The sequence below is a fragment of the Sphingomonas sp. jy18 genome (assembly GCF_056931895.1).
Window position 1 is genome coordinate 133,104 of the sequence record NZ_JBXPBT010000003.1, and the last position, 25,425, is coordinate 158,528.

Sequence of the window (25,425 nt, forward strand, 5' to 3'; positions counted from 1 at the left end):
GCGCGGGCGGGGTGTACCGATGCGAGCGGGGACAAGTCCTCTCATGACGGCTGAGTGTGGTCGTTATGAAAGGAATCTACAGGTGAATTTCCGCAAACTGAGCGCAGCCGTGGCTGCATTGTCTGTCGTGCCTGCCGCCCCGGCCCTGGCAGAGCGCACTGACGGGGACATTGTCGTCACCGCCAGCGGTTTCGAGCAGAACCGCGAGGAGACCGGCCAAGCGGTTGCAGTGGTGGATCGCGACCGGCTGGAGACGCTACAGGTCGCCACGATCGCCGATGCCTTGCAGACGCTGCCAGGGGTGCGCATCGCCCAGCGGGGGCCGGTGGGCAGCCAGACGAGCGCTTTCATCCGTGGTGGCAACAGCTCGCAGACACTGGTGCTCATCGATGGCGTCCGCATCAACGACCCGTCGAGCCCGAATGGCGCTTTCGACTTCGGCGCGTTGCTGACGGGCAACATCGGCCGGGTCGAACTGTTGCGCGGGCCGAATTCGGTGATCTGGGGCAGCCAGGCAATCGGCGGCGTCATCAACATCCAGTCGTTGGCGCCGACCGAAGCGCTAGTCGTCCAGGGCAGTGCGGACTACGGCTATGCGGACACGGTGCGGTCGAGCGTCAATCTTTCGGGCACCACCGGTGCTTTCGAAGGCAGTTTGGGCGGCGGCTATTATCGCAGTGACGGCATTTCGTCGCTGGTGGGCGGCAGCGAACGCGATGGCTATCGCAATTGGTCGGCAAACGGCAGGCTGAAGATCAATCTCGCCCCCGGCGTCGCGCTCGATTTCCGTGGCTATTACAATGATGGCCGGGTCGAATATGATTCGCCCTTCGGCATTGGCGCCAATGCCTTGCCGGTTTCCGACAACCGGCAATTCTTGGGCTACATCGGCGCAAATATCGATCTGGCGGGCGGACGTTGGCGCAATCGCATTTCCTATGCGCGCACCGATCTCCAGCGGATCGGCACCGATCCGGTTCTCTTCAGCTTCAATAACTTCGACATTGAAGCTGCCGTCGATCGGTATGAGATTCACAGCCAGTTCGCGTTGAACGAGACGATCACGCTGGTCGGTGGCATCGAGCATGAGCGCACATTCGCCTCGACCTCGTTCGAGGGTGCAGACCCGGATGTGGCGCGCAATCACGTGACCAGCGGTTTCTTCCAGGCGATCGTCCGGCCGATTGCAGGACTGACGTTGACGGGCGGCGTCAGGCACGATGATTATAGCGATTATGGCGGGCAAACGACGCTTGGCGGCAACGCGGCCTACACGCCGAATGGCGGCATGACGGTGCTGCGCGCGACATATGCCGAGGGGTTTCGCGCGCCAACGCTGAGCGAGGGGCAGCCGCCATTCGGCAATCCAGCGCTCCGCCCGGAGACGGCGCGTAATTTCGATGTCGGTGTAGAACAGTTTCTGCTCGACCGACGCGCACAGATTGCCGTCACCTATTTCAACCGGAGAAGCACCGATCTTATCGCCTTTTCCACCGTCACTTTCCGGTCTGAGAACATCGATCGCGTAAACACCGAGGGTATCGAGGCGGCGCTGGCGCTGCGCCCGACCGACCGGGTCGACATCCAGGCCAGCTATACGCTGACCGATGCCATCAACCGTTCGCCCGGGGCAAATTTCGGCAACCGCCTCGCCCTGCGGCCGGAACACCTCGCCAGCCTGACCGCCGATTGGCAGACGCTGTGGCGCCTGAGCGTCGGTGCGAGCTTGCTGCTGGTGGGTGACAGCTTCGATAATGCCTTCAACAGCCGACGGCTGGACGGCTACCAGCTGGTCGGCCTGCGCGCGAGCCTGCCGTTGGCCGACGGCGTCGAACTCTATGGTCGCGTCGATAATCTTTTCGACGCAGGATACCGGGTCGTCAACGGCTTTTCGACCTATGGCCGGTCGGTCTATGCCGGCGTTAGAGGGCAGTTCTGACATCATGACGGACTTCGCCGCCACCGCGGTCGACGCGCAACAGCCCAAAACGGCCGGGACGGGTCGCTGGGTGCGGCGCCGACGCCGTGGTGGCGGCAGGGCCCTGTCATTGCTTGCAGCGTTGCTGCTTGCGGGTTGCGTTCCCGTTGCCCCGCAGACCCAGGCCGACCGCATCGTCAGCATTGATTATTGCGCTGATCAGATGGTGCTGGGGCTGGTCGAACGTGATCGCATTGCTGCCGTATCGATCGATGTCGCGAGCGATCCCGGATTTTCCCTGCCGCGCTCAGCCGGCCTTCCGCGCGTCCGGCCTGAAGTAGAGCGCGTGCTGGCGTTGCGCCCCACGCTGGTGGTGCGCAGCTATGGCGGCGGCGGCCGGTTTGCGGAGGCGATGGAGGCGGCGGGTGTGCCCGTCTTCACCCTGCCCTATGCCGCGACCTTGGCCGACGTTGATGACGTCATGGCGGCAGCGGGCGAAGCGCTCGGCGCTCAGACGATGGCGTCACGGCGGCGTGAAGCTCTGGCGGAGGCATTGGCACGGGCACGTCGGCAGGGTGCCGGCGGCAGCGCGCTCTACATGACCCCGGGCGACGTCACTACCGGACCGGGATCGATGATCAGCGAGTTGTTCGCGGCCGCAGCCTATCTGTCCTATGAGCAGCGCCCCGGCTGGCACCGCCTGCCGGTGGAGCGTCTGGTGGTTCAGCCTCCCGATCTGGTGGTGCGCGGCTTCTTCGAAACGACCGCCCATCAGCAGGACCGGTGGGCCTCGTCCGCCCATGCCGCCTTGCGCGATCGTCTGGCGGGGGTACCGACGGTCACCGTGCCGGGGAGCGAATTGTCTTGTGGCAACTGGCTGGTCGGCCGCGCTGCTGAGCGCATCGCCAATGGACGGCGCCCGTCATGAGGCCGGATCGGGCAACCATCGCGCTCTGCAGCGTGCTGCTGCTGGCCATGCTTGCTGCAACGGCTATCGGCCCAGTCGCACTTGGCCCGCAAGCGCTGTTGAACGGGCTATCCGGCAATGACGTCATGGCGGCAACCATCCTTTACGAAGTCCGCCTGCCACGCACGTTGGCGGCAGCGCTGGCGGGGCTTGCGCTGGGCGCGAGCGGTGCGGCGATGCAGGGTCTGCTGCGTAACCCGCTCGCAGAGCCGGGAGTGATGGGGGTCAGCGCATCGGCAGCGACGACCGCAACAGGAGCCATCTATTTCGGGTTGGCGACCGTCTGGCCATGGGTGGTGCCACTCGCATCGCTGGCGGGCGCGCTCGGCGCAACCGCGCTGATCGCCGGAGCGAGCCTGCGCCTGCGCGGCGTCGCAACGCTGATCCTTGTGGGTGTCGCGTTGTCATCTCTGGCAGGGGCGGTGATGGCGTTGTTCGTCAATCTGGCGCCCAACCCCTTCTCACTGTCCGATCTCATCAATTGGACCGCCGGCTCGGTGGCCAACCGCGACTGGGCCGATATCGCCCTTGCCCTGCCTTTCATCGGCAGCGGGCTGGCGGTGCTGCTGCTTGCGCGCAGCGCGCTGAGTGCGCTCGGTTTCGGGGAGGAAGTCGCGCATGGCCTGGGCGTCGATCTGAAGCGCAGCCGGATGCTCGTCATTCTGGGCACTGGCCTCGCCACCGGTGGCGCGGTCGCTCTCGCCGGGATGATCGGTTTTGTCGGCCTGGTCGCGCCGCACATGGTGCGCGGTGCTGTCGGTCACGATCCCGGTCGGGCCATGCTGCCTGCGGCATTGGCAGGCGCTTGCCTGCTGGTTACAGCAGATATCTTTATCCGTCTGTTTCCATGGGGGAATGAGCTGCATCTCGGCACGCTTGCCGCCCTCATCGGTGCGCCCCTGTTCGTCATCATTGCGCTGCGACTGGGGACGGTGCGCAATGGCTGAGCTGATCGTCCGATCGCTGACCGTTAACGCCGGCCCCAAGCGGCTTGTCGACACAGTGTCGCTCGACGCCCGTGGTGGCGAGCTGGTGGCCATCGTCGGTGAAAATGGCGCGGGCAAATCGAGCCTGTTGCGCGCGATCGCCGGCTATGTGCGCCCATCGGCAGGCGTCGTGACGGTGGACGGGCATGACGTCATGGCCATGACCTCGCGCGTGCGCGCGCGGGCGATCGGCTGGCTGCCGCAAGCCATGCCGCTCGCCTGGCCGGTCAAGGTACGGAACGCCGTCGCCATCGGTCGCTTTGCGCATGGCGGCTTGCCCGAGCGGCTCAGCCCCGCCGACGCGGCTGCGCTCGAGCAGGCGATGCAGGCCTGCGATCTGACCGAGTTGGCCGAACGCAGCATGGCGCATCTTTCGGGTGGCGAGCTCGGCCGTGTCCACCTTGCGCGGACGTTGGTCGGCGAAAGCGGCCTGGTGATTGCAGACGAGCCCGTCGCAGCGCTCGACCCACGACACCGGCTGGGCATCATGCGCCTGCTGCGCGCGCAAGCCGATGCCGGAAAAGCCCTGGTCGTGGTATTGCACGACCTGGCGCTTGCCGCGCGCTTTGCCGATCGCATCGTCGGGATGAAGCAGGGGCGCGTGCTGGTCGATGGTCCGCCGACCGAGGTGATTTCGCCGGCTTGGATCCAGACGCTGTTCGGCGTCGAAGCAGAAGTCGACAGCGCGCACGGCTGGCCGATGCCGGTCATTCTGCGCTAGCGCCTGCGGGCGCTTACCGGTCTGGCGGTTGCGGCAGGAAAGTGAAGCTGTCGCGCGTGATCCAGCCCTGCGTGTAGTTGCCGTAATATAGGCCAAAGACCAGCGCTGAAAGCAGCGTCACCTGCAGGGCCGCCCGTCCCGCATTGAAGCGCGGGGGCGCGCCGTTGTCTTCCCCCGGCACAGTAACGCCCTCGCTTTCGGCGCCGCGACGCGCGTGGAACGGCAGCACCAGGAACAGGCAGAAGAACCAAATGATGAAATAGATGGCGAGAGCCGAGGTCCAGTACATTTCAGGTCACCTGTCGAACAGCAGCACATCGACCAGCGGCTTCTTGCCCGTCCAGTCGGTGGCGGCACGGCGGACGGCAAGGCGGATGGCCTCGCGGCGTTTGTCGTCGGTAGCAGCGGGTTCGCCTGCGGCGCGTGCTGCAGCCCCGGACGCTTCTTCGACGAACTTGTCCATATCCTCGGGCTCGATCGGAAGGCCGCGCGCCACGACATCCGCATCCTTGCCGTGCACGGCCACGACGACATGGCCGGTCTGGCTGAGGCGGCGGCGTTCGTTGATGACCCCGCCGTCCGCCGGAACGATCATGTCGCCATCCAGAATCAACCGTCCCGACCGCACCGTTTCGATGATCGCGGGCTCACCGGGGGCAAGCCGGACAAGCTGGCCGTTCTTCTGTACCAGCGCATTGGGGATGCCGCATTCGCGCCCGAAGCGGGCCTGCTCGAGCATGTGGCGCATCTCGCCATGCACCGGAATCAGCACATCGGGGCGGACCCAATCATACATCGCCTTCAATTCCGGGCGACCCGGGTGGCCCGAGACGTGGATATGCGCCTGCTTCTCGGTCACCGTCTCGATGCCGCGTTCCGCGAGCTGGTTCATGATACGACCGATGGCGATCTCGTTGCCGGGGATCTGCTTGGACGAATAGACGACGCGATCGCCCCTCTCGAGCTTGATCGGGTGTCCGCCTTCGGCGATGCGGGCCAGCGCGGCGCGCGGCTCGCCCTGGCCGCCGGTGGCGATGATCATCACCTTGTTGCGCGGCAGCCGCATCGCCGTGTCCCAATCGATCAGCGCGGGCATGTCCTTGAGATAGCCGCAGCTCTGCGCCACCTCGATGATGCGATCGAGCGAGCGACCGGCCACGGCCAACTGACGGCCGGTCGCCTTGGCGACCTCACCGAGCGTGTGCAACCGTCCTGCATTGCTGGCAAAGGTGGTGACCACCACCCTGCCCTTGGCTTCGCCAACGACCTGCTTCAGCCCGTCGACCACGCTGCCTTCGCTACCCGACGGTTCAGGATTGAAGACATTGGTCGAATCGCAGACGAGCGCCAGCACGCCTTCGTCGCCCACCGGGCGAACGGAGGCTTCGGCCTGCGGGTATCCCAGCTTGGGATCGTCATCGAGCTTCCAGTCGCCGGTGTGGAAGACTCGGCCATAGGGCGTGTCGATGACCGCCGCACACATATCGGGAATGGAATGCGCCAGCGGAATCAGGCGGATGCCGAACGGGCCAAGCGCGAAACTGGCCTGATTGTCGACGATCTTGAGCTTGACCTCACGCTCCAGCTTCTCCTCGGCAAGCTTGCGTGCGACGAGCCCGGCGGTGAATTTGTTGGCATAGACGGTGACGCCGAGATCGGCGGCAAGATAGGCGACCGCGCCGATATGATCCTCATGCGCGTGGGTCAGCAATATGCCGACCAGGTCCTTCGACCGCTCCTCGATGAACGCGGTATCGGGCATGATGATGTCGATGCCGGGGTAATCTGCGTTGCCGAAGGTGACCCCCATGTCGACGATCAGCCATTTGCCATCGCAGCCATAGAGATTGAGGTTCATGCCTATTTCGGCCGAACCGCCGAGCGAGACGAAAAGAAGTTCCTTGCCAGGTTTGGTCATGATGTCTTTCTAAAGGAAAACAGGCAGGTCACGCGGCGTTGCGCCGCCACAGTAGAGAGAGGCCCTTGAGGGCAAGATCGGGGTCGACAGCGTCGAACAGGCCCTCCTGCTCGGCAAACAATATGGCGAGGCCGCCCGTGGCGACAACCTTGACCGGGCGACCGATCTGCGTGCGCATGCGCGCGATCAGTCCTTCGACCATCGCGACATAGCCCCAATAGATGCCGATCAGCATCTGGCTTTCGGTCGTGCGCCCGATGACGCTGTCACTGCCCGGCGCTTCGATAGCGATGCGCGGCAGCTTGGCCGCCGCTGCGACCAGGGCATCGAGCGAGAGGTTCAGGCCTGGGGCGATGATGCCGCCCTTGTAGGCGCCGCGATAGTCGACATGGTCGATGGTGGTGGCCGTGCCGAAACTGATGACGATCAGGTCCCCTTCATGCGCGGCATGGGCGGCGATGGCATTGCAGGCGCGATCCGCACCGACGGCATGCGGCTCATCGACGTCGAGCGCGATGCCATAATCGAGCGGGGCGCGGCCGGCGACCAGGGCTTCGACGCCGAAATATTTGGTGGCCAGTGCCTGCAGATTGTAGAGCGCGCGCGGCACCACCGTGGAGATGGCGACCGCGGTCACATCCTCACGCTTCAAGCCTTCGAGCTCGATCAGACGGATCAGCCAGACGGCATATTCATCGGCCGTCCGGCGCGCATCGGTGGCAATGCGCCAGCGCGTGCGCGGGCTGCCATCGGCATTGACCAGCGCGAACTTGATATTGGTATTGCCCGCATCGACGGCGAGAAGCATGTCTGTCTCCGAGAAGCTTTTACAGCGCGTAGCGCACTTCGCCTGCGGTGACGAGATGCAAGCTGCCGTTATCGAGGCGCAGCCGCAGGGCACCACTGGGGTCTAGACCGGCAAATGCTCCGGTCAGCCCGGCATCGCCGCCCTCGGTCATGGTCAGCATCGTGCCTTGCGGATGCGCGCGCTCCATCCAGCGCGCGATCAGCGGCGCCAAGCCGTTGCTGCGCCAGCGATCCACCTCCCGCGCCAGCGCTGCGGCGAGTATCTCCGCAAAAGCCGGCGGAGGGACGAGCGGACCGAGCGCCGCCAGCGCGACTGTCTCGCGTCCGGCAATCTCGGGCGCATAGGTCAGATTGACGCCGATGCCGACGACGATCTGCTCTCCGCTGCGCTCCAGCAGGATTCCGGCTAGCTTCGCCTGCCCCACCAGCAGATCATTGGGCCATTTGATGACCGGACGGACCGTACCGCGACTGGCGTCGATCAGCGCGTCGTGCAAGGCCACGCCGGCGACGAGCGCCAGCGTCGGCGCGGGCGGGTCGCCCGGACGCAGAGCAAGCCCGGCCGACCCGTGGAAATTGCCCTTCGGGCTGGTCCATTGCCGACCAAGACGGCCGCGCCCGGCGGTCTGCCGCTCTGCGACCAGCCATTGCCCGTCAGTCTGCTCGCCAGCGGATATGCGCGCGAGCAGATCGGCATTGGTCGAGCCTGTTTCGGCGACGAACGCGATGTTCAGAGCAGCGATCCTGCTGCGGCCGAAGTCACTGCACTGAGCGGCACAATGGCAAGGAAGCCGATGACGCTGACATAGCCTGCGGATACCGCGATCAGGCCCCGCTCGGCAATGCCGCCATGTACTGGGAAGGTGACGTCCGAGGGCGGATCGAACATCATCACCTTGATCACGCGCAGATAATAGAAGGCGCTGATGGCAGAGGCGATTGCGCCGATCACCACCAGCGGCACCAGTCCGGCAGAAATTGCCGCCTGGAACACCAGCAGCTTGGGCCAGAAACCGAACAGCGGCGGAATGCCGGCCAGACTGAACATGAAGATGGCAATGGCCGCAGCAAGCCCGGGCCGCGTTTTCCACAGGCCGGAAAGCGCCGCCATGTCCTCGACCATTTCGCCATCCGCGGTGCGCAGTTGCAGTACCGCCAGGAAGCTGCCCAGCGTCATCACGACATAGACGACGAGGTAGAAGAGCACCGCCGAAACGCCCTGTATCGACCCCGCAGCCAGGCCGATCAGGATGAAGCCGACATTGGCGATGGAGGAGTAGGCGAGCAGTCGCTTGATGTTGCGCTGGCCGATCGCCCCCACGGCGCCGAGCAGCATCGAGGCAATCGCCATGAAGGTGATGATCTGCTGCCAGGCACTGTCCGCGCCGGGCATCGCTTCCACGCACAGGCGCACCAGCATCGCCATCGCCGCGACCTTCGGTGCGCTGGCGAAAAAGGCCGTCACCGGCGTGGGAGCACCTTCATAGACGTCGGGCGTCCACATGTGGAACGGCACCGCGCTGATTTTGAAGGCGATGCCGACCAGCGTGAAGACGAGGCCGATCAGCAGGCCGATGTTGCTGACGTCGAGAAAGGCGAGAGCGATGCCACGATAGGCAAGCGTGCCGCTGAAGCCGTAGAGCAGCGACAGGCCATAGAGCAGCATGCCCGATGCGAGGGCGCCGAGAACGAAATATTTGAGCCCCGCCTCGCTTGATCGCGCGTCAGTGCGCATGAAGCTGGCGAGCACATAGGCAGCGAGACTGTTGAGCTCGAGCCCGAGATACAGGCCCAGCAGGTCGTGCGCACTCACCATGATGCCCATGCCCATCGATGCGAACACGATCAGCACCGGATATTCGGCGCGATAGCCCTGCGCCGCAAAGAAACGCGGCGCCATCAGCAGCGCGACAATCGCCGCGCCATAGATGAGATACTTGGCGAAGGAGCCGAAGGCATCGACGCGGACCGTGCCGAAGAAGGCGCTATCGCGCACGCCGGTGAGCGAAGCGACAGCGATGATCGCGCCGGCCAGCACGACAGCCGCCAGCGCATTGACCAGAGCGGCCTGGCGATCGCCGGCGAAAGCGGCGATCATCAACAGCAGCAATCCGCCGACCGTGAGCACCAGCTCCGGGGCGATGAGAAGAAATTCGGTGGCAGACATCAGTGGGCCTCCCCTGCCCCGTGGGCGGTTGCAGGGCTGTGGGCAGCGGTGGCGTTGCCCGCGGTCAGCATGGCGTCACCAGCCGGACGGGACTCCGCGAGCCGCGCGACCAGCGTGGTCACGTCGGCGCGCATCGGGGCGATGAACGGTTCCGGATAGACACCCATCCACAGCACCACCGCCGCCAGCGGGGCGAGCAAGGCCCATTCGCGACGGCTCAGATCCGGCAGACTGGCGGTATCCTCGCCGGCAGCCTGGCCGAAGGCGATGCGACGATATAGCCACAGCATGTAGCCGGCGCCAAGGATAATGCCCGTGGTGCAGATGAAGGCGACCCAGCTCGATGCGGCATAGACCCCGAGCAGGCTCAGGAATTCGCCGACGAAACCGCTGGTCCCCGGCAGGCCGATCGAGGCCATAGTGAACAGCAGGAACAGCAGCGCATAGCCGGGCATGTTGTTGGACAGGCCACCGTAGCGCGCGATTTCCCGGGTGTGCAAACGGTCATAGATGACGCCAACGCACAGGAACAGCGCGCCAGAGACGAGGCCGTGGCTGAGCATGACGATCATCGCGCCTTCGAGGCCCTGCTGGTTCATCGCGAACAAGCCGGCGGTGACGATCGCCATGTGCGCGACCGAGGAATAGGCGATCAGCTTCTTCATGTCGCTTTGCACCAGCGCGACGAGACTGGTGTAGACCACCGCGACCATCGACAGGGCGAAGACCAGCCAGGCAAGCTGCGCGGACGCATCGGGGAACATCGGCAGGCTGAAACGGATGAAACCATACCCACCCAGCTTCAGCAGCACCCCGGCGAGGATTACCGAGCCTGCGGTCGGTGCCTGCACATGCGCGTCGGGCAACCACGTGTGCAGCGGCCACATCGGCATCTTCACGGCAAAGCTGGCGAAGAAGGCCAGCCATAGCCAGGTCTGCGCCGCCGGGGCGAAATCCGTCACCATCAGCGTCGGGATATCGGCGGTGCCGCTGGTCGCGATCATCCAGATCATCGCCACCAGCATCAGCAGCGAGCCGAGCAGCGTGTAGAGGAAGAATTTATAGCTGGCGTAGATGCGGTTGGCGCCGCCCCAGATGCCGATGATGAGGTACATCGGGATCAGGCCGGCTTCGAAGAAGATGTAAAACAGGATCAGATCCTGCGCCACGAACACGCCGATCATCAGCGCTTCCATGAACAGGAAGCAGGCCATGTAGAGGCCGACGCGGTCGGTGATCGTGTTCCAGCTAGCGCCGATGCAGATCGGCATCAGGAAAACCGAGAGCATGATCAGCATCAGCGCGATGCCGTCGATACCCAGCGACCAGTTGAACCAGCCCACAACAGGCAGACGCTCGGTGAACTGCCACTGCGCGCCGCCGACGTCGAAATTGGCCCACAGCACGATGCCGAGCGCCAGCAGCACCAGCGAAGTGAGCAAAGCCGTCCAGCGCGCGGCGTTGGCACTGAGGAACAGGCACAGGGCGGCGGCCGCTGTCGGCAGCAGCAGCATCAGGGTGAGAATGGGAAAGCCAAGCTGGTTCATGCGAAGGTCGCCATCGCCCAGGTCACCAGCGCGGCGAGGCCGAGCAGCATGACGAAGGCATAGGAATAGAGGAAGCCGGACTGCAGGCGACCGGTCAGCACACTGCCGCCCGCCACAGCCGCCGCAGCGCCATTGGGGCCGAAGCGGTCGATGGTCTGCTCGTCGCCGCGATGCCAGAAGATGCGGCCGAGCGCGAGCGACGGGCGGACGAACAGCAGGTCGTACAGCTCGTCGATATACCATTTGCGCTGCAGGAAGCGGTGCAGATCGGGCACGGTGGCAACGATCCGCGCAGGCGCGCCTGGATCGCGGATATAGTTCTGCCAGGCGATGGCGAGGCCGAGCAGCATGACGATGGCTGGCGTCAGCTTGACCAGCAAGGGCACCTCATGCGCGGCGTGCATCAGATGCGCGTCGAAGGCGAGGCTGCCGGCCCAGAAGTGCGCGCCATGCTCTGCGTCGACGAAGGCGTGGTGGAAAATCTGTCCGGCGAGCACGGCCCCGATAGACAGCAGCGCCAGCGGCACCAGCATCGGCCACGGGCTTTCGTGCGGGTGGTAGCCAAGCGTGCCGTCGCCGTGATGAACGTCGCCATCATCACGCATATCGTGCCCGTCATGCGCATGATGATCATGGTCATGATGCACCGCATGCTGGATGTGCTCGGACTGCTCCCAACGCGGTTTTCCGTGGAAAGTCAGGAAGATGAGCCGCCAGCTGTAGAAGCTGGTGAGCAGCGCGGTGAAGGAGCCGACGACAAAGGCGATCTGCCCGTAGGGCCCGCTGGCGAAGGCGGATTCGAGGATGATGTCCTTTGAGAAGAAACCGGCAAAACCCAGCGCCGGGACGGGGCCCATCTGGATGAGGCCGACACCGGTGATCGCCAGCGTGCCGATCATCATCGCCGCATAGGTCAGCGGGATGCTTTTGCGCAGGCCGCCATAATAGCGCATGTCCTGCTCATGGTGCATCGCGTGGATCACGCTGCCCGCGCCGAGGAACAGCAGCGCCTTGAAGAAGGCGTGGGTGAACAGGTGGAACATCGCCGCGCCATAGGCGCCGACGCCCGCGGCAAAGAACATGTAGCCGAGCTGGCTGCAGGTCGAATAGGCGATGACCCGCTTGATGTCGTGCTGGGTCAGCGCGATGGTGGCGGCGAACAGGCAGGTCGCGGCACCGATGAAGGTGACGAAGCCGAGCGCCATCGGCGCGGCTTCGAACAGCGGCGACAGGCGGCAGACCATGAACACGCCGGCGGTGACCATGGTTGCGGCGTGGATCAGCGCCGACACCGGGGTCGGCCCCTCCATCGCGTCAGGCAGCCAGGTGTGCAGGCCGAGCTGGGCGGACTTGCCCATCGCGCCGATGAACAGCAGCAGGCAGACGATGGTCAGCGTGTCGAGCCGCATCGAAAGGAAGGTGATGCTGGAGCCGGCCATGCCGGGCGCTGCGTCGAGAATTTCCGGGATCGAGACCGTCCCGAAGACCAGAAACAGCGCGAAGATGCCGAGCATGAAGCCGAGGTCGCCGACGCGGTTGACGACGAACGCCTTGATCGCGGCGGCGTTGGCGGATGGCTTGTGGTACCAGAAGCCAATCAGCAGATAGGAAGCGAGGCCGACGCCTTCCCAGCCGAAGAACATCTGGACGATATTGTCGGCGGTCACCAGCATCAGCATGGCGAAGGTGAACAGCGAGAGATAAGCGAAGAAGCGCGGCTGGCTGGGGTCTTCGGCCATATAGCCCCAGCTGTAGAGGTGGACGAGCGCGGAGACGCTGGTGATCACCACCAGCATGACCGCGGTCAGCGTGTCGACACGCAGGGACCAGTCGAAACTGAGGTCGCCCGACTGCACCCAGGTCAACACCGGAGTGACGCTGGCGGTCAGATCGCCCGATAGGAAACCCAGAAAGATCGGCCAGCTCAAGGCGCAGGAGATGAACAGCGCGCCGGTGGTGATGACCTTGCTGGGGACATTACCGAGCCAGCGACCGCCGAGCCCGGCAATGATCGCTGCCAGCAGGGGCAGGAAGACGATTGCGGTAATCATGTCCGGATCAGCCCCTCATCCGGTTGGCGTCATCGACGGCGATGGTGCCGCGACCGCGGAAATAGATGACGAGAATGGCAAGACCGATCGCGGCCTCACCCGCTGCCACCGTCAGCACGAACATCGCGAACACCTGTCCCGCCAGATCGCCGAGATAGGCGCTGAACGCGACCAGATTGATGTTCACCGACAGCAAGATCAGCTCGATCGCCATCAGGATGATGATGATATTCTTGCGGTTGATGAAGATGCCGAGCACGCCGAGCACGAACAGGATCGCGGCGACGGTCAGGTAATGGGCGAGACCGATCATGCTGCCGGTCCTCCCCGGCACGGGGAGGGGGACCACGAAGTGGTGGAGGGGCTGGGGCCTGTCACGGAATGAGCGGCAAAACGCTGCCCCTCCACCATCCTGCGGATGGTCCCCCTCCCCGTTCCGGGGAGGACCTGGATGCCGACGATCATAGCGTTACCCCCTCACCCACCGGCGCATCGACGAGCCGCGTTGCATCCTGCGGGCGGCGGGCGTTCTGAGCGTCGACATTCTGACGGCGCACGCCGCTACGCGGACGGTTGGTCAGCACGATCGCGCCGATCATCGCGACGAGCAGGATGATGCCCGCGGCTTCGAACAGGAAGATGTAGCGGGTGTAGAGCAGCTCACCGATCGCCTGGATGTTGCTGATGGTAGGATCGGCCGGGGCGATCCGCTGCGCCAGCTGGATCGAGCCGGCTTGCCAAGCGCCCAGCGCGAAGATCAGCTCGGCGGCGAGCACCACCGCGATCAGCGCGCCGAACGGCAGATAGCGCACGAAACCCGCGCGCATCTCGGCAAAATCGATGTCGAGCATCATCACCACGAACAGGAACAGCACCGCGACCGCACCGACATAGACGATGACGAGCAGCGCTGCGATGAACTCCGCGCCTAGGATCAGCATCAGCCCGGCGGCGTTGAAAAAGGCGAGGATGAGCCACAGCACGCTGTGCACCGGGTTGCGCGACAGGATGGTCAGCGCGCCCGATGCGATCAGGATGCTCGCGAACAGGTAGAAGGCGATGGTCTGGATCATTGCCCAGCTCCTCCCCGGCGCGGGGAGGTGGACCATCCACAGGATGGCAGAGGGGCAAGCGCGGGGTTTCGGGAGGTCACCGGATAACCGCGTGCCCCTCCACCAGCTTCGCTGGTCCCCCTCCCCGTGCCGGGGAGGACCTGCTGTTCGATGCTCTGAATCATGTCGCCCGCGCCCCTACCGATACGGCGCATCGGCGGCAAGGTTCGCGGCGATGGCGCGTTCCCATTTGTCACCGTTGGCGATCAGCTTGGCCTTGTCGTAGAGCAATTCCTCGCGCGTTTCCGTGGCGAATTCGAAATTGGGGCCTTCGACGATGGCGTCGACCGGGCAGGCTTCCTGACAGAAGCCGCAATAGATGCACTTGGTCATGTCGATGTCGTAGCGCGTGGTGCGGCGGCTGCCGTCCTCGCGGGGTTCTGCCTCGATGGTGATCGCCTGCGCCGGGCACACCGCCTCGCACAGCTTGCAGGCGATGCAGCGTTCCTCGCCATTGGGATAGCGGCGCAGCGCATGTTCGCCGCGGAAGCGCGGGGACAGCGGGTTCTTCTCGAACGGATAGTTGAGCGTCGCCTTGGGCTTGAAGAAATAACGCAGCGTCAGGGCATGCGCCTTGACGAATTCCCACAGGGTGAAGGCTTTGATGGTTTGGGAGAGGGTCATTGAGGGTTACTCATTTCTTCGAACAACTCGGCAGCATTGGCCGACTCATTGATCGAGCAAGGCCCTACAAATTGTATGGCCAACTGACCGCTTTGTGCGCCCTCGCCGTACCGAGCTAACGCGCCTTGACCGCTGCCGACGATTACGATCAACTTAAAGCGCACAGGCGCGGCCCGATCGGTCTCGGCAACGATAACGTCGCCATTGTTTTCGATGACTGCGTTTTGAAGTGACGCGCCTGACAAAAAGTTAGCTGGATCGAAAAAGCGCACCTGATCTGTTCGCTGACCCACTTCATGAGGGCCAACCAACAACGAAAATGGGTGCACTGGTCCCGCAGATCGCATGTAAAACGAAGCCGCCGATGGTCGACCGAGTTCGCAATTTATCAGTTTGGCCGGAGTGCCCGTCTCCGATTGCTCAGATTGTGCGCTTACCGTCGTTAGGGGCAAGATCACAAAAGCCAAGAATCCAGCGAAATAACGCATCACCCATACCTCGTCAGCATGAGGAAGCCGCTGACCAGGAACACCCAGAACAGCGACAGCGGCAGGAACACTTTCCAGCCCAGACGCATCAACTGGTCGTAGCGGTAGCGCGGGACGGTGGCCTTGACCCAGCTGAAGATGAAGAAGAAAATCCAGATCTTGAGGAACAGCCATGCCCAGCCGGGGACGACATACAGCGGCGCCCAGTCGATCGGCGGCAGCCAGCCGCCCCAGAACAGGATGGCGTTCAGCGCGCACATCAGGATGACATTGGCATATTCGCCCAGCCAGAACAGAGCGAAGGCCATCGAGCTATATTCGGTCTGGTAACCGGCGACGAGCTCGCTCTCCGCCTCGGTCAGGTCGAAAGGCGCGCGCGCGGTTTCGGCCATCGACGAGATGAGGAACACCACCGCCATCGGGAACAGCAGCGGGTTGAAGCCGAAGCCGTTGAACAGCCCTAGGATATGTCCGGTCTGTTCGCGGATGATGGTCTGCAGGTTGAAGCTGTCGGCCATCAGCACGACTGAGATCAGTACGAAGCCGATCGACACTTCATAGCTGATCATCTGCGCGGCGGCGCGCAGCGCGGAGAAGAATGGATATTTGGAGTTGGAGGCCCAGCCCGAGATGATGACGCCATAGACGCCCAATGAGCTGATCGCGAGGATGTAGAGCAGGCCGATATTGATATCCGCCAGCACCGCGCCCGAATTGAACGGGATCACCGCCCAGGCCATCAGCGCGACCGTGAAGGTGATGATCGGCGCGAGCAGGAACAGCCCCTTGTTGGCGCTCGACGGGATGATGGTTTCCTGAAGGAAGACCTTGAGCCCGTCGGCAAAGGACTGGAGGAGGCCCCACGGGCCGATGACGTTGGGCCCGCGCCGCAGCGCCATCGCCGCCCAGATCTTGCGGTCGGCATAGATGATCATGGCGACGGCGGCCATGACCGGCAGAGCGATCATGAGGATGAGCGCGAGGGTGGCGACAAACCAACCGAGCTCAACGCCGAGGAAGGTGGATTGGAGATAGGCGGTCATTCCGCAGCCTCTGCAAAGCTCTGCCCATGCACCAGCTCCGCGGAGCAGCGCTGCATCGTCTCGCTGGCGCGGGCAATGGCGTTGGTCAGGTAGAAATCCTTGACCGGGCTGGGGATGGGGCCCGACGGTTTGGCGTCGAGTATCGGAAGGCTCCAGCCATAGTCGGCGATCTCGCTCTCGCGCCCGAACGCGGGGACGGCGGCGATCATTGCGGCGCGGACCTGCGCAAAGCTGTCGAAGCCCAAGGTGACGCCGAGCACGTCGGCGAGGGCGCGGAAGATGCTCCAGTCCTCGCGCGCGTCTCCGGGCGGGAAGGTGGCGCGTTCGGACATCTGCACCCTGCCCTCGGTATTCACATAGGTTCCCGGCTTTTCGGGCCAGGCGGCGGCGGGGAGGATGACGTCGGCAGCAGCCGCGCCCTTGTCGCCGTGATGGCCGACGAACACCTTGAAGCTGCTGTCGAACTTGGTGAAATCGACCTCGTCGGCACCGAGGAAGAAGGCCAGCTTGGGTTGTGCCGCGACAATGTCGGCGATGCCGCCGGGCTGGGCATAGCCAAGCATCAGCCCGCCCATGCGGGCGGCAGCCATGTGGACGATGTTGAAGCCGTTCCAGCCGTCCTTGACCAGGCCCAGCCTCTCGACCAGCGCCTGCGCCGCGCCCTGTGCGCCGGGGACGGCGAGCGCGCCGCCGCCGACGATGACCATCGGGCGTTCGGCTTTGGCAAAGGCTTCGGTCACCGCCTTGGGCAAGTTGGCGAGCAGCGCAGCGTCATCGCCCAGCCATTCGGCGCGATAGGTCAGGTCGACCTCTGGCCCGATAGCGAAGACTCGCGCCTTGCGCCGCCACACCGCCTTGCGGATGCGGGTGTTGATCAGCGGCGCTTCCCAGCGCAGGTTGGTGCCGACGAGGAGGATGACGTCGGCCTCTTCCGCACGGGCGATGCCGGTGTTGAAATTGACCGCCGACAGGCTGGAGACATCATAACTGAGGCCGGTCTGGCGGCCCTCCAGCATGGTCGAGCCGAGCGCATTGACCAGCGCCTTGGCGGCGAACATCGTCTCGCAATCGACCAGATCGCCCGCAATGGCAGCGACCGAGGGACCAGCGTCGATGGCGCGGATTGCCTCGAAGGCTTCGCCCCAGGTCGCCGGTTGCAGCTTGCCGTCGCGGCGCACCCACGGGCGGTCGAGGCGGCGGGCCATCAAGCCGTCGATATGGTGGCGGGTCTTGTCGTGCGCCCATTCCTCGTTGACGTCATCATTGATGCGCGGGAGCACGCGCAGCACCTGCCGCCCGCGCGCGTCGATGCGGATGTTGGTGCCGACCGCGTCCATCACGTCGATGCCCGGGGTCTTGCTCAGCTCCCATGGGCGCGCCTCGAAGGCATAGGGCTTGGCGGTGAGCGCGCCGACCGGGCAGAGATCGACGACATTGCCCGAAAGCTCGCTGTTCACAGCTTCTTCGAGATAGGAGGTGATCTGCATATTCTCGCCGCGATAGAGCGCGCCGATGCTCTCGACCCCGGCGACTTCCTCGGCAAAGCGGACGCAGCGGGTGCAGTGGATGCAGCGGGTCATCACCGTCTTGACGATGGGGCCCATATATTTCTCGGTCACCGCGCGCTTGTTCTCGTCGTAGCGGCTGTGGCCCTTGCCATAGGCGATGGACTGGTCCTGCAGGTCGCACTCGCCGCCTTGGTCGCAGATCGGGCAATCGAGCGGGTGGTTGATCAGCAGGAATTCCATCACGCCTTCGCGGGCGTGCTTGACCATCGGCGTGTCGGTGCGGATCACCTGATTGTCGGCGGCGGGCAGCGCGCACGACGCCTGCGGCTTGGGCGGGCCGGGGGACACCTCGACCAGGCACATGCGGCAGTTGCCGGCGATGGACAGGCGCTCATGATAGCAGAAGCGCGGAATTTCCTTGCCCGCAGCCTCGCACGCCTGAAGCACGGTGGCGCCAGCGAGGACTTCTACTTCGATGCCGTCTACGGTGAGTTTAGGCATTATTCTGATCCTTCGGCGCTGTTCGCGCCCATATTCATCGCCGCAGCAAGTCGATAGTAGCCCAGCACCGAGGCCCAACGGACCTCGACCGGACGCAAGCGGACGGTGGCGCCGGTTGGCACGCACCCGCCGATTTCAGGGGACAGCATCCGCAGCGCAACGCGCTCCTCGTCAGAGCCGATGCGCGTCAGGGCAAGCTGACGCACCGCTTCGGGCGCTCTCCTAGCGGTACATATGCCGACGCGCTGCAACACCTGCCATGCGTCGTGGCTGGCGTGTTCGGCGACGACGGCGGCACGTTGATCCGCATTCATATCTGCCATCGCCAGAACGTCGGGGAGCACCGGCTCGTCGATCGGCTGGATTGCCGGAGCCGCAGAAAGGTCGGCGGGGCCGCCGCGGCGGAAGTCCCGCTTGATCAGATTGTCAGCCAGGACCGCATGAACCGTCGGGTAGGGGAACCACATCTGCGACGGAGGCCCGGACACGTCGCTTTCGTTCACGCACCGTCCGTTGATCTCCGTGCGGAAATCCTCGAACAGGCGATCATGAGCGACGGGCTCGGTCACGATCCGGCGGGCCGTTGCACGGAACTGGCTTACAACGCACGCGCCGAAATCATCGGCGACACGCAAGGCGTCCCGCTCAGAGGCAACGCGGTCTTCGACGCTGAACTGGGCACGCGTCGGAGCCGCATCCAACGATGCGAGACACGCAACCGCAATCAAGGCGGCGGCAAGCCTCACTCCGCCGCCTCCAGCATCGCGGGGCCATCGCCCTTGCGCGCAACGATGCGGCGTTCGAGTTCGGGGCGGAAATGCCTGATCAGCCCTTGGATTGGCCAGGCAGCGGCGTCGCCCAGCGCGCAGATGGTGTGGCCTTCAACCTGCTTGGTGACCTGCTGGAGCAGATCGATCTCGGAAATATCGGCGTCGCCGGTGCGCAGCCGCTCCATCACGCGCCACATCCAGCCCGTCCCCTCACGGCAGGGGGTGCACTGGCCGCAGCTTTCATGCTTGTAGAAATAGCTGATGCGGCTGATCGCGCGGACGATGTCGGTGGATTTGTCCATGACGATGATCGCCGCGGTGCCGAGGCCGGAGCCGACCGCTTTCAGCCCGTCGAAATCCATCGGCGCATCAATGATCTGCTCGGCGGGAACCAGCGGCACCGAGGAGCCGCCGGGGATAACCGCGAGCAGATTGTCCCAGCCGCCACGGATGCCGCCGCAATGCCGCTCGATCAGCTCGCGGAAAGAGATGCTCATCTCCTCCTCGACCACGCACGGCTTTTCGACATGGCCGCTGATCTGGAACAGCTTGGTGCCCTTGTTATTCTCCCGCCCGAAGCTGGAGAACCAGGTGCTGCCACGCCGCAATATGGTGGGCACCACAGCAATGCTCTCGACATTGTTGACCGTGGTCGGGCAGCCGTACAGGCCAGCACCTGCCGGGAACGGCGGCTTGAGCCGCGGCTGGCCCTTCTTGCCTTCCAGGCTTTCGATCATCGCGGTTTCTTCACCGCAGATATAGGCACCCGCGCCGCGATGGACGAAGACGTCGAAATCATAGCCCGACTTGGCAGCATTCTTGCCCAGCAGGCCGGCGTCATAGGCCTGCTGCACAGCGGCGAACAATGTCTCCGCCTCCCGGATATATTCGCCGCGGATGTAGATATAGGCGGCGCGTGCGCGCATCGCGAAACCGGCTATCAGCGCGCCTTCGATCAGCTTGTGCGGATCGTGGCGGATGATTTCGCGGTCCTTGCAACTGCCCGGCTCGGATTCGTCGGCGTTGATGACGAGGAAGCTGGGGCGCTCTGGCGTCGGCGCCTTGGGCATGAAGCTCCACTTGAGGCCGGTGGGGAACCCTGCCCCGCCGCGCCCGCGCAGGCCCGATGCCTTGATATCCTCGATGATCTGGTCCTGCCCACGCTGCATGAGGGCGGCAGTATTGTCCCAGTCGCCACGCGCCTGCGCGGCTTTCAGGCCCCAGTCCTGATAGCCGTAAACGTTGGTGAAAATGCGGTCTTTGTCAGCGAGGCTCATGCTGCTCTCTCCACGTCATTGCGAGCGCAGCGAAGCAATCCAGTGTTGCGCAGCGCCGCCCTGGATTGCTTCGCGATGCTCGCAATGACGGAATGGGAAAAGTTCATCACCACTCCCCCCGATAATCGTGATTTTCGCTGACCATCGCCGCCAGATTGGTCGGCGCACCGAGCGGTTCGACCGTATGCCGGCCCGGCTCCTGCGTGCCGGTCTTGGGCGTTTCGCCCGCGGCCAGCGCGTCGAGGATGGCGATGGTGCGGTCGTAATCTAGGTCTTCGTAATTGTCGTCGTTGATCTGGACCATCGGCGCGGAGGCGCAATTGCCCATGCATTCGACCTCGGTCAGAGTGAACAGGCCGTCGGGCGTGGTCTTGCCTTTGACCAAACCCTTGTTCTTGCAGGCGGCCATGACATCGTCCGACCCGCGCAGCATGCACGGCGTCGTCCCGCACACCTGCACATGATAGCGGCCGACCGGCACCATATTGTACATGGTGTAGAAGGTCGCGACCTCGAGCGCGCGGATGTAGGGCATGTCGAGCTGGGCCGCGACATATTCGATCACCGGCACCGGCAGCCACCCTTGGGTCTGTGTCTCCGCCCCCACCTGCCGCTGGGCAAGGTCGAGCAGCGGCATGATCGCCGAGCGCTGACGGCCGGCGGGATAGCGGGCGATGATGCGTTCTGCCTGCGCGGCATTCTCCGCCGTCCACGCAAAAGCGCCCCAGCGCGCGCGGGTTTCGGCTTCGTCGGGGAGGGTTATGTCAGCCATGGTGCTTTCCCGGATTTCCCGCGCTGAGAAGATGCCGCATGAGCCATAGATTCATGATCGAAATGATCGTGATGCCCACCATGGCAATGTCGTTTAGCCAGCCGCCTTCTGGCAACAAACCGAACTTGGTTGCGGCAAGCATTCCTACCAGCGCAAGCAATGTAAGCGCTCTAGGCAATGACCAATTATATCGGGTAAGCAAAGCAATCACCGGTCGCACTCCCCGAACACGATATCCATCGCGCCCAGAATCGCGGTCGCGTCCGCCAGCATGTGCCCGCGTGACATGAAATCCATCGCCTGCAGGTGGCTGAACGCGGTCGGGCGGATCTTGCAGCGGTAGGGTTTGTTCGAGCCGTCCGACACCAGATAGACGCCGAATTCGCCCTTGGGGCTTTCGGTCGCGACATAGACTTCGCCGGCGGGGACGTGGAAGCCTTCGGTGTAGAGTTTGAAGTGATGGATCAGCGCCTCCATCGACATCTTCATCTCACCGCGCTTGGGCGGCACCACCTTGCGGTCGAGGCTGGCGATCGGGCCTTCGGGCATCTCGTTGAGGCACTGCTTGATGATGCGCGCCGACTGGTAGACTTCCTCGACGCGGACCATGAAACGGTCATAGCAATCGCCGCGCGTGCCGACCGGGATCTCGAACTGCATCCGGTCATAGACGTCATAGGGCTGCGACCTGCGCAGATCCCAGGCGATGCCGGAGCCGCGGATCATCGGGCCGGAGAAGCCCCATGCGAGCGCGTCTTGCTTGCTGACGGTGGCGATATCGACATTGCGCTGCTTGAAAATGCGGTTGTCGATGACCAGGCTCATCGCGTCGCCGAACAGCTTGGGCAGGCGCGTCTCGCACCATTCGCCGATGTCAGTCAGCAGTTTGAGCGGCACATCCTGATGCACGCCGCCGGGGCGGAAATATGCGCTGTGCATGCGGGCGCCGCTGGCGCGTTCGAAGAAGTTGAGGCAGTCCTCGCGCAATTCGAACACCCACAGGTTGGGGGTCATCGCGCCGACGTCCATGACGTGGCTGCCGATGTTGAGCATATGGTTGCAGATGCGGGTCAACTCGGCGAACAGCACGCGTAAGTATTGGGCGCGCAGCGGCACCTCGAGATCGAGCAGCTTTTCGATGGCGAGCACATAGCTGTGCTCCATGCCCAGGGGAGAGCAATAGTCGAGCCGGTCGAAATAGGGCAGCGCCTGCAGGTAGGTCTTGTACTCGATCAGCTTTTCGGTGCCGCGGTGGAGCAGGCCGACGTGCGGATCGATCCGCTCGATGATTTCGCCGTCGAGCTCCATCACCATGCGCAGCACGCCGTGCGCGGCAGGATGCTGCGGGCCGAAGTTGATCGTGTAGTTGGTGATCTCGCGATCGCCCGCCGTGTTGGCGTCGTCGGGGGTCAGCTCGGCATAGCCGGTGGGGATATCGTAGGTTTCAGCCATGGCTTAGCCCTCCGTCTTCGGCTTGCGCGGGGCGCGGGGTTTCTTCTCAGCCGCCGGCGTTGCGGCCGGATCGGCCTTGGCCGCACGCGGTTTGCGCGCCTTGGGCTTGGCGGCCTCGGTCGAGGCGGGCTCGCCGGCGCCGGTCTGCCCCTTGTTTTCGGTGGTCTTGGGGGTCGGCGGCGGCGGGGCGGCTTTGGCTTCGTCCGACTTCTTGAACTGATCGGCGGTCGCGGGCGTCGGCGCGCCCTTGGCCTCGCCCTGCCCGCCGACCTTCTCGTCGCCGGGCAGAATATAGTCGGCGCCTTCCCACGGGCTCATGAAATCGAAGCTGCGGAAATCCTGCGCGAGGGAGACGGGCTCATAGACCACCCGCTTCTCGGCTTCCGAATAGCGCAGCTCGACATAGCCGGTCAGCGGGAAATCCTTGCGGAAGGGATGGCCGGCAAAGCCATAGTCGGTGAGGATGCGACGCAGGTCCGGGTGCCCGGCGAAGATCACGCCATACATGTCGAACACTTCGCGTTCGAGCCAGCCGGCGCTCGGATAGACGGTGGTGACGGTCGGCACCGGCGTCGCCTCGTCCGTGCAGACGCGGATGCGCAGGCGGTGGTTCTTGGTGACGCTGAGCAGGTGGTAGACCACCTCGAACCGCTCAGGCCGGTCGGGGTAATCGACGCCGGCGATTTCCATCAGCTGCTGATACTGGTGATCGTCGCGCAGCGTCTTCAGAACATCGGCGACGCTGTCACGCGCCACGGTGATGCTGAGTTCGCCGACCAGATCGGCACTGTCGACGACCACGCTGCCGAGCGCGGCCCGGAGCGTATCGAGCAGTCCTTCGGGATTGCGGACGAGGGGGGCAGGAGAGGCCATCTCAGCGCTCCACCGTCCCGGTGCGGCGGATCTTCCGCTGCAACTGCATCACGCCGTAGAGCAACGCCTCGGCGGTCGGCGGGCAGCCGGGGACGTAGATATCGACCGGCACGATGCGATCGCAGCCACGCACGACGCTGTAGCTATAGTGATAATAGCCGCCGCCATTGGCGCAGCTGCCCATCGAAATCACATATTTCGGCTCGGACATCTGGTCATAAACGCGGCGCAGCGCCGGGGCCATCTTGTTGCACAGCGTGCCGGCAACGATCATCACGTCCGACTGACGCGGGGACGCGCGCGGGGCGACGCCGAAGCGCTCCATGTCGTAGCGCGGCATGTTCACATGGATCATCTCGACCGCGCAGCAGGCGAGGCCAAAGGTCATCCACCACAGGCTGCCGGTGCGCGCCCAGTTGAACAGGTCCTCGGTGCTGGTGACGAGGAAGCCCTTGTCGTCGACCTCCGACGAGAGATCGCGGAAAAAGGCCTCGTCGGGGCCGGTGCCGTCGGCGGGAATCTGTGCGCCCTGCGGCAGGATGATCGAAGGAGAGGTGGCCATGCTGCTCATTCCCAATCCAGAGCGCCCTTCTTCCACGCATAGACCAGCCCAAGGACCAGTTCGCCGAGGAAGACCATCATCGTCGCCCAGCCTGCCCAGCCGATTTCCTCCAAGCTGACCGCCCAAGGGAAGAGGAAGGCGGCTTCGAGATCGAAAATGATGAAAAGAATAGCAACAAGATAGAAACGCACGTCGAACTGGCCGCGACTGTCCTCGAACGCGGGGAAGCCACATTCATATTCGGTGAGCTTGTTGGTGTCCGGCTTGTGGCTGCCGGTCAGGCGCGAGACACCCATCGGCAGGAACACGAACAGTGTCGAAATCCCGACTGCCACAAACAGGAACAGCAGGATCGGGGCATATTGCGACAGGTCGACCACGCGGGCTTCTCTCTTGGCTCAAAGGTGCCGGGAGAGGCACCGAACGGGGCGCTTCTAGGCCCGAAAATCCGCAGTCGCAAGGCTCGCAACCGCCTTTTTGCTGCGCTGCGAAGCGTTTGCAATCGCGCGGCGTACGCCGCTCGATTCCGTAACGTCAGGCGTTGCGCAGCGCCCCCGCAACCAGCTTGTGCAGCTTGCTGTGCAGCCCGTCGTTGGCGGCGAGAAACTCGCTGCGTTCGAGGCTGCGCTCGCCACCGCGGAAGTCGGTGACGAAACCGCCCGCTTCCTTGACCAGCAGCATGCCCGCAGCGACATCCCACGGCGACAGGTCCGATTCCCAGAAACCGTCGAAACGGCCGGCAGCGACCCAGGCAAGATCGAGCGCGGCGGCGCCGAATCGGCGGATGCCGGCGACTTCGGGGGCTACCGCGCCGAAGATGCGGGTCCACTGGCCCATGTCGCCATGGCCGAAATAGGGGATACCGGTGGCGATCAGCGCATCGGCAAGGTCGCGACGGGCGGACACGCGCAGGCGTTGGTCATGGCGCCATGCCCCCCTGCCCCGCTCGGCCCAGAAGCTTTCGTCGGTGACCGGCTGATAGACAAGACCGGCGACGATGTCCCCCCAGCCGCCGTCGGGCCGCGCATCCTGCACGGCGATCGAAATGGCGAAATGGGGGATGCCGTGCAGGAAGTTGCTGGTGCCATCGAGCGGATCGACCACCCAGCGCGGCTTGCCCGGTGCACCTTCGACAACGCCGCCCTCTTCCATCAGGAAGCCCCAGTCGGGGCGGGCGCGCTGCAATTCCTCGAACAGCGTTGCCTCGGCCGCCTTGTCGGCGCGGCTGACGAAATCGGCCGGCCCCTTGCGGGACACCTGCAGATGCTCGACCTCGCCGAAATCGCGGCGCAGCTTGTTGCCCGCCTTGCGCGCGGCGCGTTCCATGACGGTGATGACGCCGGATTGTGCGGCCATGATAT

General features: G+C 64.3%; 26 protein-coding genes. 4 read left to right on the top strand and 22 right to left on the bottom strand.

Annotated elements, in window-relative coordinates; genetic code table 11:
* Nucleotides 1-82: 82 nt before the first annotated feature.
* The 4 genes from AC0QC4_RS09135 to AC0QC4_RS09150 are packed head-to-tail and all read left to right on the top strand — an operon-like array spanning nucleotide 83 to nucleotide 4,592.
* Nucleotides 83-1,939 carry a TonB-dependent receptor plug domain-containing protein gene (locus AC0QC4_RS09135; protein ID WP_483659576.1) on the top strand — a complete coding sequence of 619 codons (1,857 nt, stop codon included), beginning with the start codon at nucleotides 83-85 and terminating at the stop codon, nucleotides 1,937-1,939.
* 4 nt (nucleotides 1,940-1,943) lie between these two features.
* Nucleotides 1,944-2,846, top strand: coding sequence for an ABC transporter substrate-binding protein (locus tag AC0QC4_RS09140; protein WP_483659578.1), 903 nt, complete (start codon nucleotides 1,944-1,946; stop codon nucleotides 2,844-2,846).
* Nucleotides 2,843-3,832, top strand: a complete 990-nt coding sequence (locus AC0QC4_RS09145) for a FecCD family ABC transporter permease (RefSeq protein ID WP_483659580.1) — start codon at nucleotides 2,843-2,845, stop codon at nucleotides 3,830-3,832. Before AC0QC4_RS09140 ends, AC0QC4_RS09145 begins: the two co-directional genes overlap by 4 nt.
* On the top strand, nucleotides 3,825-4,592 hold the full coding sequence (locus AC0QC4_RS09150) for an ABC transporter ATP-binding protein (protein WP_483659582.1): 768 nt from the start codon (nucleotides 3,825-3,827) through the stop codon (nucleotides 4,590-4,592). Before AC0QC4_RS09145 ends, AC0QC4_RS09150 begins: the two co-directional genes overlap by 8 nt.
* Nucleotides 4,593-4,605: 13 nt before the next feature.
* Here the strand turns inward: AC0QC4_RS09150 and AC0QC4_RS09155 are convergent, their stop codons facing one another.
* The 22 genes from AC0QC4_RS09155 to AC0QC4_RS09260 all read right to left on the bottom strand — a co-directional run bounded on the left by AC0QC4_RS09155 (nucleotide 4,606) and on the right by AC0QC4_RS09260 (nucleotide 25,420).
* Complete coding sequence (locus AC0QC4_RS09155) at nucleotides 4,606-4,881, bottom strand: DUF1467 family protein (RefSeq protein ID WP_483659584.1); 276 nt, start codon at nucleotides 4,879-4,881, stop codon at nucleotides 4,606-4,608.
* A gap of 6 nt (nucleotides 4,882-4,887) precedes the next feature.
* Entirely contained in the window at nucleotides 4,888-6,510 is a 1,623-nt protein-coding gene (locus AC0QC4_RS09160; RefSeq protein WP_483659586.1) for a ribonuclease J, read from the bottom strand.
* Between the two features lie 28 nt (nucleotides 6,511-6,538).
* Nucleotides 6,539-7,318 carry a type III pantothenate kinase gene (locus AC0QC4_RS09165; protein WP_483659587.1) on the bottom strand — a complete coding sequence of 260 codons (780 nt, stop codon included), beginning with the start codon at nucleotides 7,316-7,318 and terminating at the stop codon, nucleotides 6,539-6,541.
* 19 nt (nucleotides 7,319-7,337) lie between these two features.
* The gene (locus AC0QC4_RS09170) at nucleotides 7,338-8,135 is read right to left on the bottom strand and encodes a biotin--[acetyl-CoA-carboxylase] ligase (RefSeq protein WP_483659895.1); all 798 of its coding nucleotides are present in this window, start codon (nucleotides 8,133-8,135) and stop codon (nucleotides 7,338-7,340) included.
* Nucleotides 8,048-9,484, bottom strand: a complete 1,437-nt coding sequence (gene nuoN / locus AC0QC4_RS09175; RefSeq protein ID WP_483659588.1) for an NADH-quinone oxidoreductase subunit NuoN — start codon at nucleotides 9,482-9,484, stop codon at nucleotides 8,048-8,050. Before nuoN ends, AC0QC4_RS09170 begins: the two co-directional genes overlap by 88 nt.
* Nucleotides 9,484-11,031, bottom strand: a complete 1,548-nt coding sequence (locus AC0QC4_RS09180) for an NADH-quinone oxidoreductase subunit M (protein ID WP_483659589.1) — start codon at nucleotides 11,029-11,031, stop codon at nucleotides 9,484-9,486. The genes nuoN and AC0QC4_RS09180 overlap by 1 nt, the downstream gene beginning before the upstream one ends.
* Nucleotides 11,028-13,082, bottom strand: a complete 2,055-nt coding sequence (gene nuoL / locus AC0QC4_RS09185) for an NADH-quinone oxidoreductase subunit L (RefSeq protein WP_483659590.1) — start codon at nucleotides 13,080-13,082, stop codon at nucleotides 11,028-11,030. Before nuoL ends, AC0QC4_RS09180 begins: the two co-directional genes overlap by 4 nt.
* 7 nt (nucleotides 13,083-13,089) lie before the next feature.
* Nucleotides 13,090-13,395: an NADH-quinone oxidoreductase subunit NuoK gene (nuoK, locus tag AC0QC4_RS09190; protein WP_483659591.1), complete on the bottom strand. Its 306-nt coding sequence runs from the start codon at nucleotides 13,393-13,395 to the stop codon at nucleotides 13,090-13,092.
* Nucleotides 13,396-13,543: 148 nt separating this feature from the next.
* Nucleotides 13,544-14,155 (bottom strand): NADH-quinone oxidoreductase subunit J, encoded by a 612-nt coding sequence (locus AC0QC4_RS09195; RefSeq protein WP_483659592.1) that lies wholly within the window; start codon nucleotides 14,153-14,155, stop codon nucleotides 13,544-13,546.
* A 177-nt stretch (nucleotides 14,156-14,332) separates the two neighbouring features.
* Nucleotides 14,333-14,818: an NADH-quinone oxidoreductase subunit NuoI gene (gene nuoI / locus AC0QC4_RS09200; RefSeq protein ID WP_483659593.1), complete on the bottom strand. Its 486-nt coding sequence runs from the start codon at nucleotides 14,816-14,818 to the stop codon at nucleotides 14,333-14,335.
* A complete protein-coding gene (locus AC0QC4_RS09205) occupies nucleotides 14,815-15,306 on the bottom strand; it encodes a hypothetical protein (protein WP_483659594.1) in 492 nt (163 codons plus the stop codon). The genes nuoI and AC0QC4_RS09205 overlap by 4 nt, the downstream gene beginning before the upstream one ends.
* The gene (gene nuoH, locus AC0QC4_RS09210) at nucleotides 15,306-16,349 is read right to left on the bottom strand and encodes an NADH-quinone oxidoreductase subunit NuoH (protein ID WP_483659596.1); all 1,044 of its coding nucleotides are present in this window, start codon (nucleotides 16,347-16,349) and stop codon (nucleotides 15,306-15,308) included. Before nuoH ends, AC0QC4_RS09205 begins: the two co-directional genes overlap by 1 nt.
* A complete protein-coding gene (gene nuoG, locus AC0QC4_RS09215) occupies nucleotides 16,346-18,358 on the bottom strand; it encodes an NADH-quinone oxidoreductase subunit NuoG (protein WP_483659597.1) in 2,013 nt (670 codons plus the stop codon). Before nuoG ends, nuoH begins: the two co-directional genes overlap by 4 nt.
* Nucleotides 18,358-19,104 carry a hypothetical protein gene (locus AC0QC4_RS09220; protein WP_483659598.1) on the bottom strand — a complete coding sequence of 249 codons (747 nt, stop codon included), beginning with the start codon at nucleotides 19,102-19,104 and terminating at the stop codon, nucleotides 18,358-18,360. The genes nuoG and AC0QC4_RS09220 overlap by 1 nt, the downstream gene beginning before the upstream one ends.
* Nucleotides 19,101-20,405, bottom strand: coding sequence for an NADH-quinone oxidoreductase subunit NuoF (nuoF, locus tag AC0QC4_RS09225; protein WP_483659600.1), 1,305 nt, complete (start codon nucleotides 20,403-20,405; stop codon nucleotides 19,101-19,103). Before nuoF ends, AC0QC4_RS09220 begins: the two co-directional genes overlap by 4 nt.
* Nucleotides 20,406-20,511: 106 nt before the next feature.
* The gene (locus AC0QC4_RS09230) at nucleotides 20,512-21,177 is read right to left on the bottom strand and encodes a complex I 24 kDa subunit family protein (RefSeq protein WP_483659601.1); all 666 of its coding nucleotides are present in this window, start codon (nucleotides 21,175-21,177) and stop codon (nucleotides 20,512-20,514) included.
* Complete coding sequence (locus AC0QC4_RS09235; RefSeq protein WP_483659602.1) at nucleotides 21,170-21,319, bottom strand: hypothetical protein; 150 nt, start codon at nucleotides 21,317-21,319, stop codon at nucleotides 21,170-21,172. The genes AC0QC4_RS09230 and AC0QC4_RS09235 overlap by 8 nt, the downstream gene beginning before the upstream one ends.
* Nucleotides 21,320-21,384: 65 nt before the next feature.
* Nucleotides 21,385-22,629, bottom strand: coding sequence for an NADH-quinone oxidoreductase subunit D (locus AC0QC4_RS09240; RefSeq protein WP_483659603.1), 1,245 nt, complete (start codon nucleotides 22,627-22,629; stop codon nucleotides 21,385-21,387).
* A gap of 3 nt (nucleotides 22,630-22,632) precedes the next feature.
* Nucleotides 22,633-23,502, bottom strand: coding sequence for an NADH-quinone oxidoreductase subunit C (locus AC0QC4_RS09245; protein WP_483659604.1), 870 nt, complete (start codon nucleotides 23,500-23,502; stop codon nucleotides 22,633-22,635).
* A gap of 1 nt (nucleotide 23,503) precedes the next feature.
* Entirely contained in the window at nucleotides 23,504-24,064 is a 561-nt protein-coding gene (locus AC0QC4_RS09250; protein WP_483659605.1) for a NuoB/complex I 20 kDa subunit family protein, read from the bottom strand.
* Nucleotides 24,065-24,069: 5 nt separating this feature from the next.
* Nucleotides 24,070-24,444 (bottom strand): NADH-quinone oxidoreductase subunit A, encoded by a 375-nt coding sequence (locus tag AC0QC4_RS09255; RefSeq protein WP_483659606.1) that lies wholly within the window; start codon nucleotides 24,442-24,444, stop codon nucleotides 24,070-24,072.
* Nucleotides 24,445-24,598: 154 nt separating this feature from the next.
* On the bottom strand, nucleotides 24,599-25,420 hold the full coding sequence (locus AC0QC4_RS09260; protein ID WP_483659607.1) for an inositol monophosphatase family protein: 822 nt from the start codon (nucleotides 25,418-25,420) through the stop codon (nucleotides 24,599-24,601).
* Between the last annotated feature and the right edge of the window lie 5 nt (nucleotides 25,421-25,425).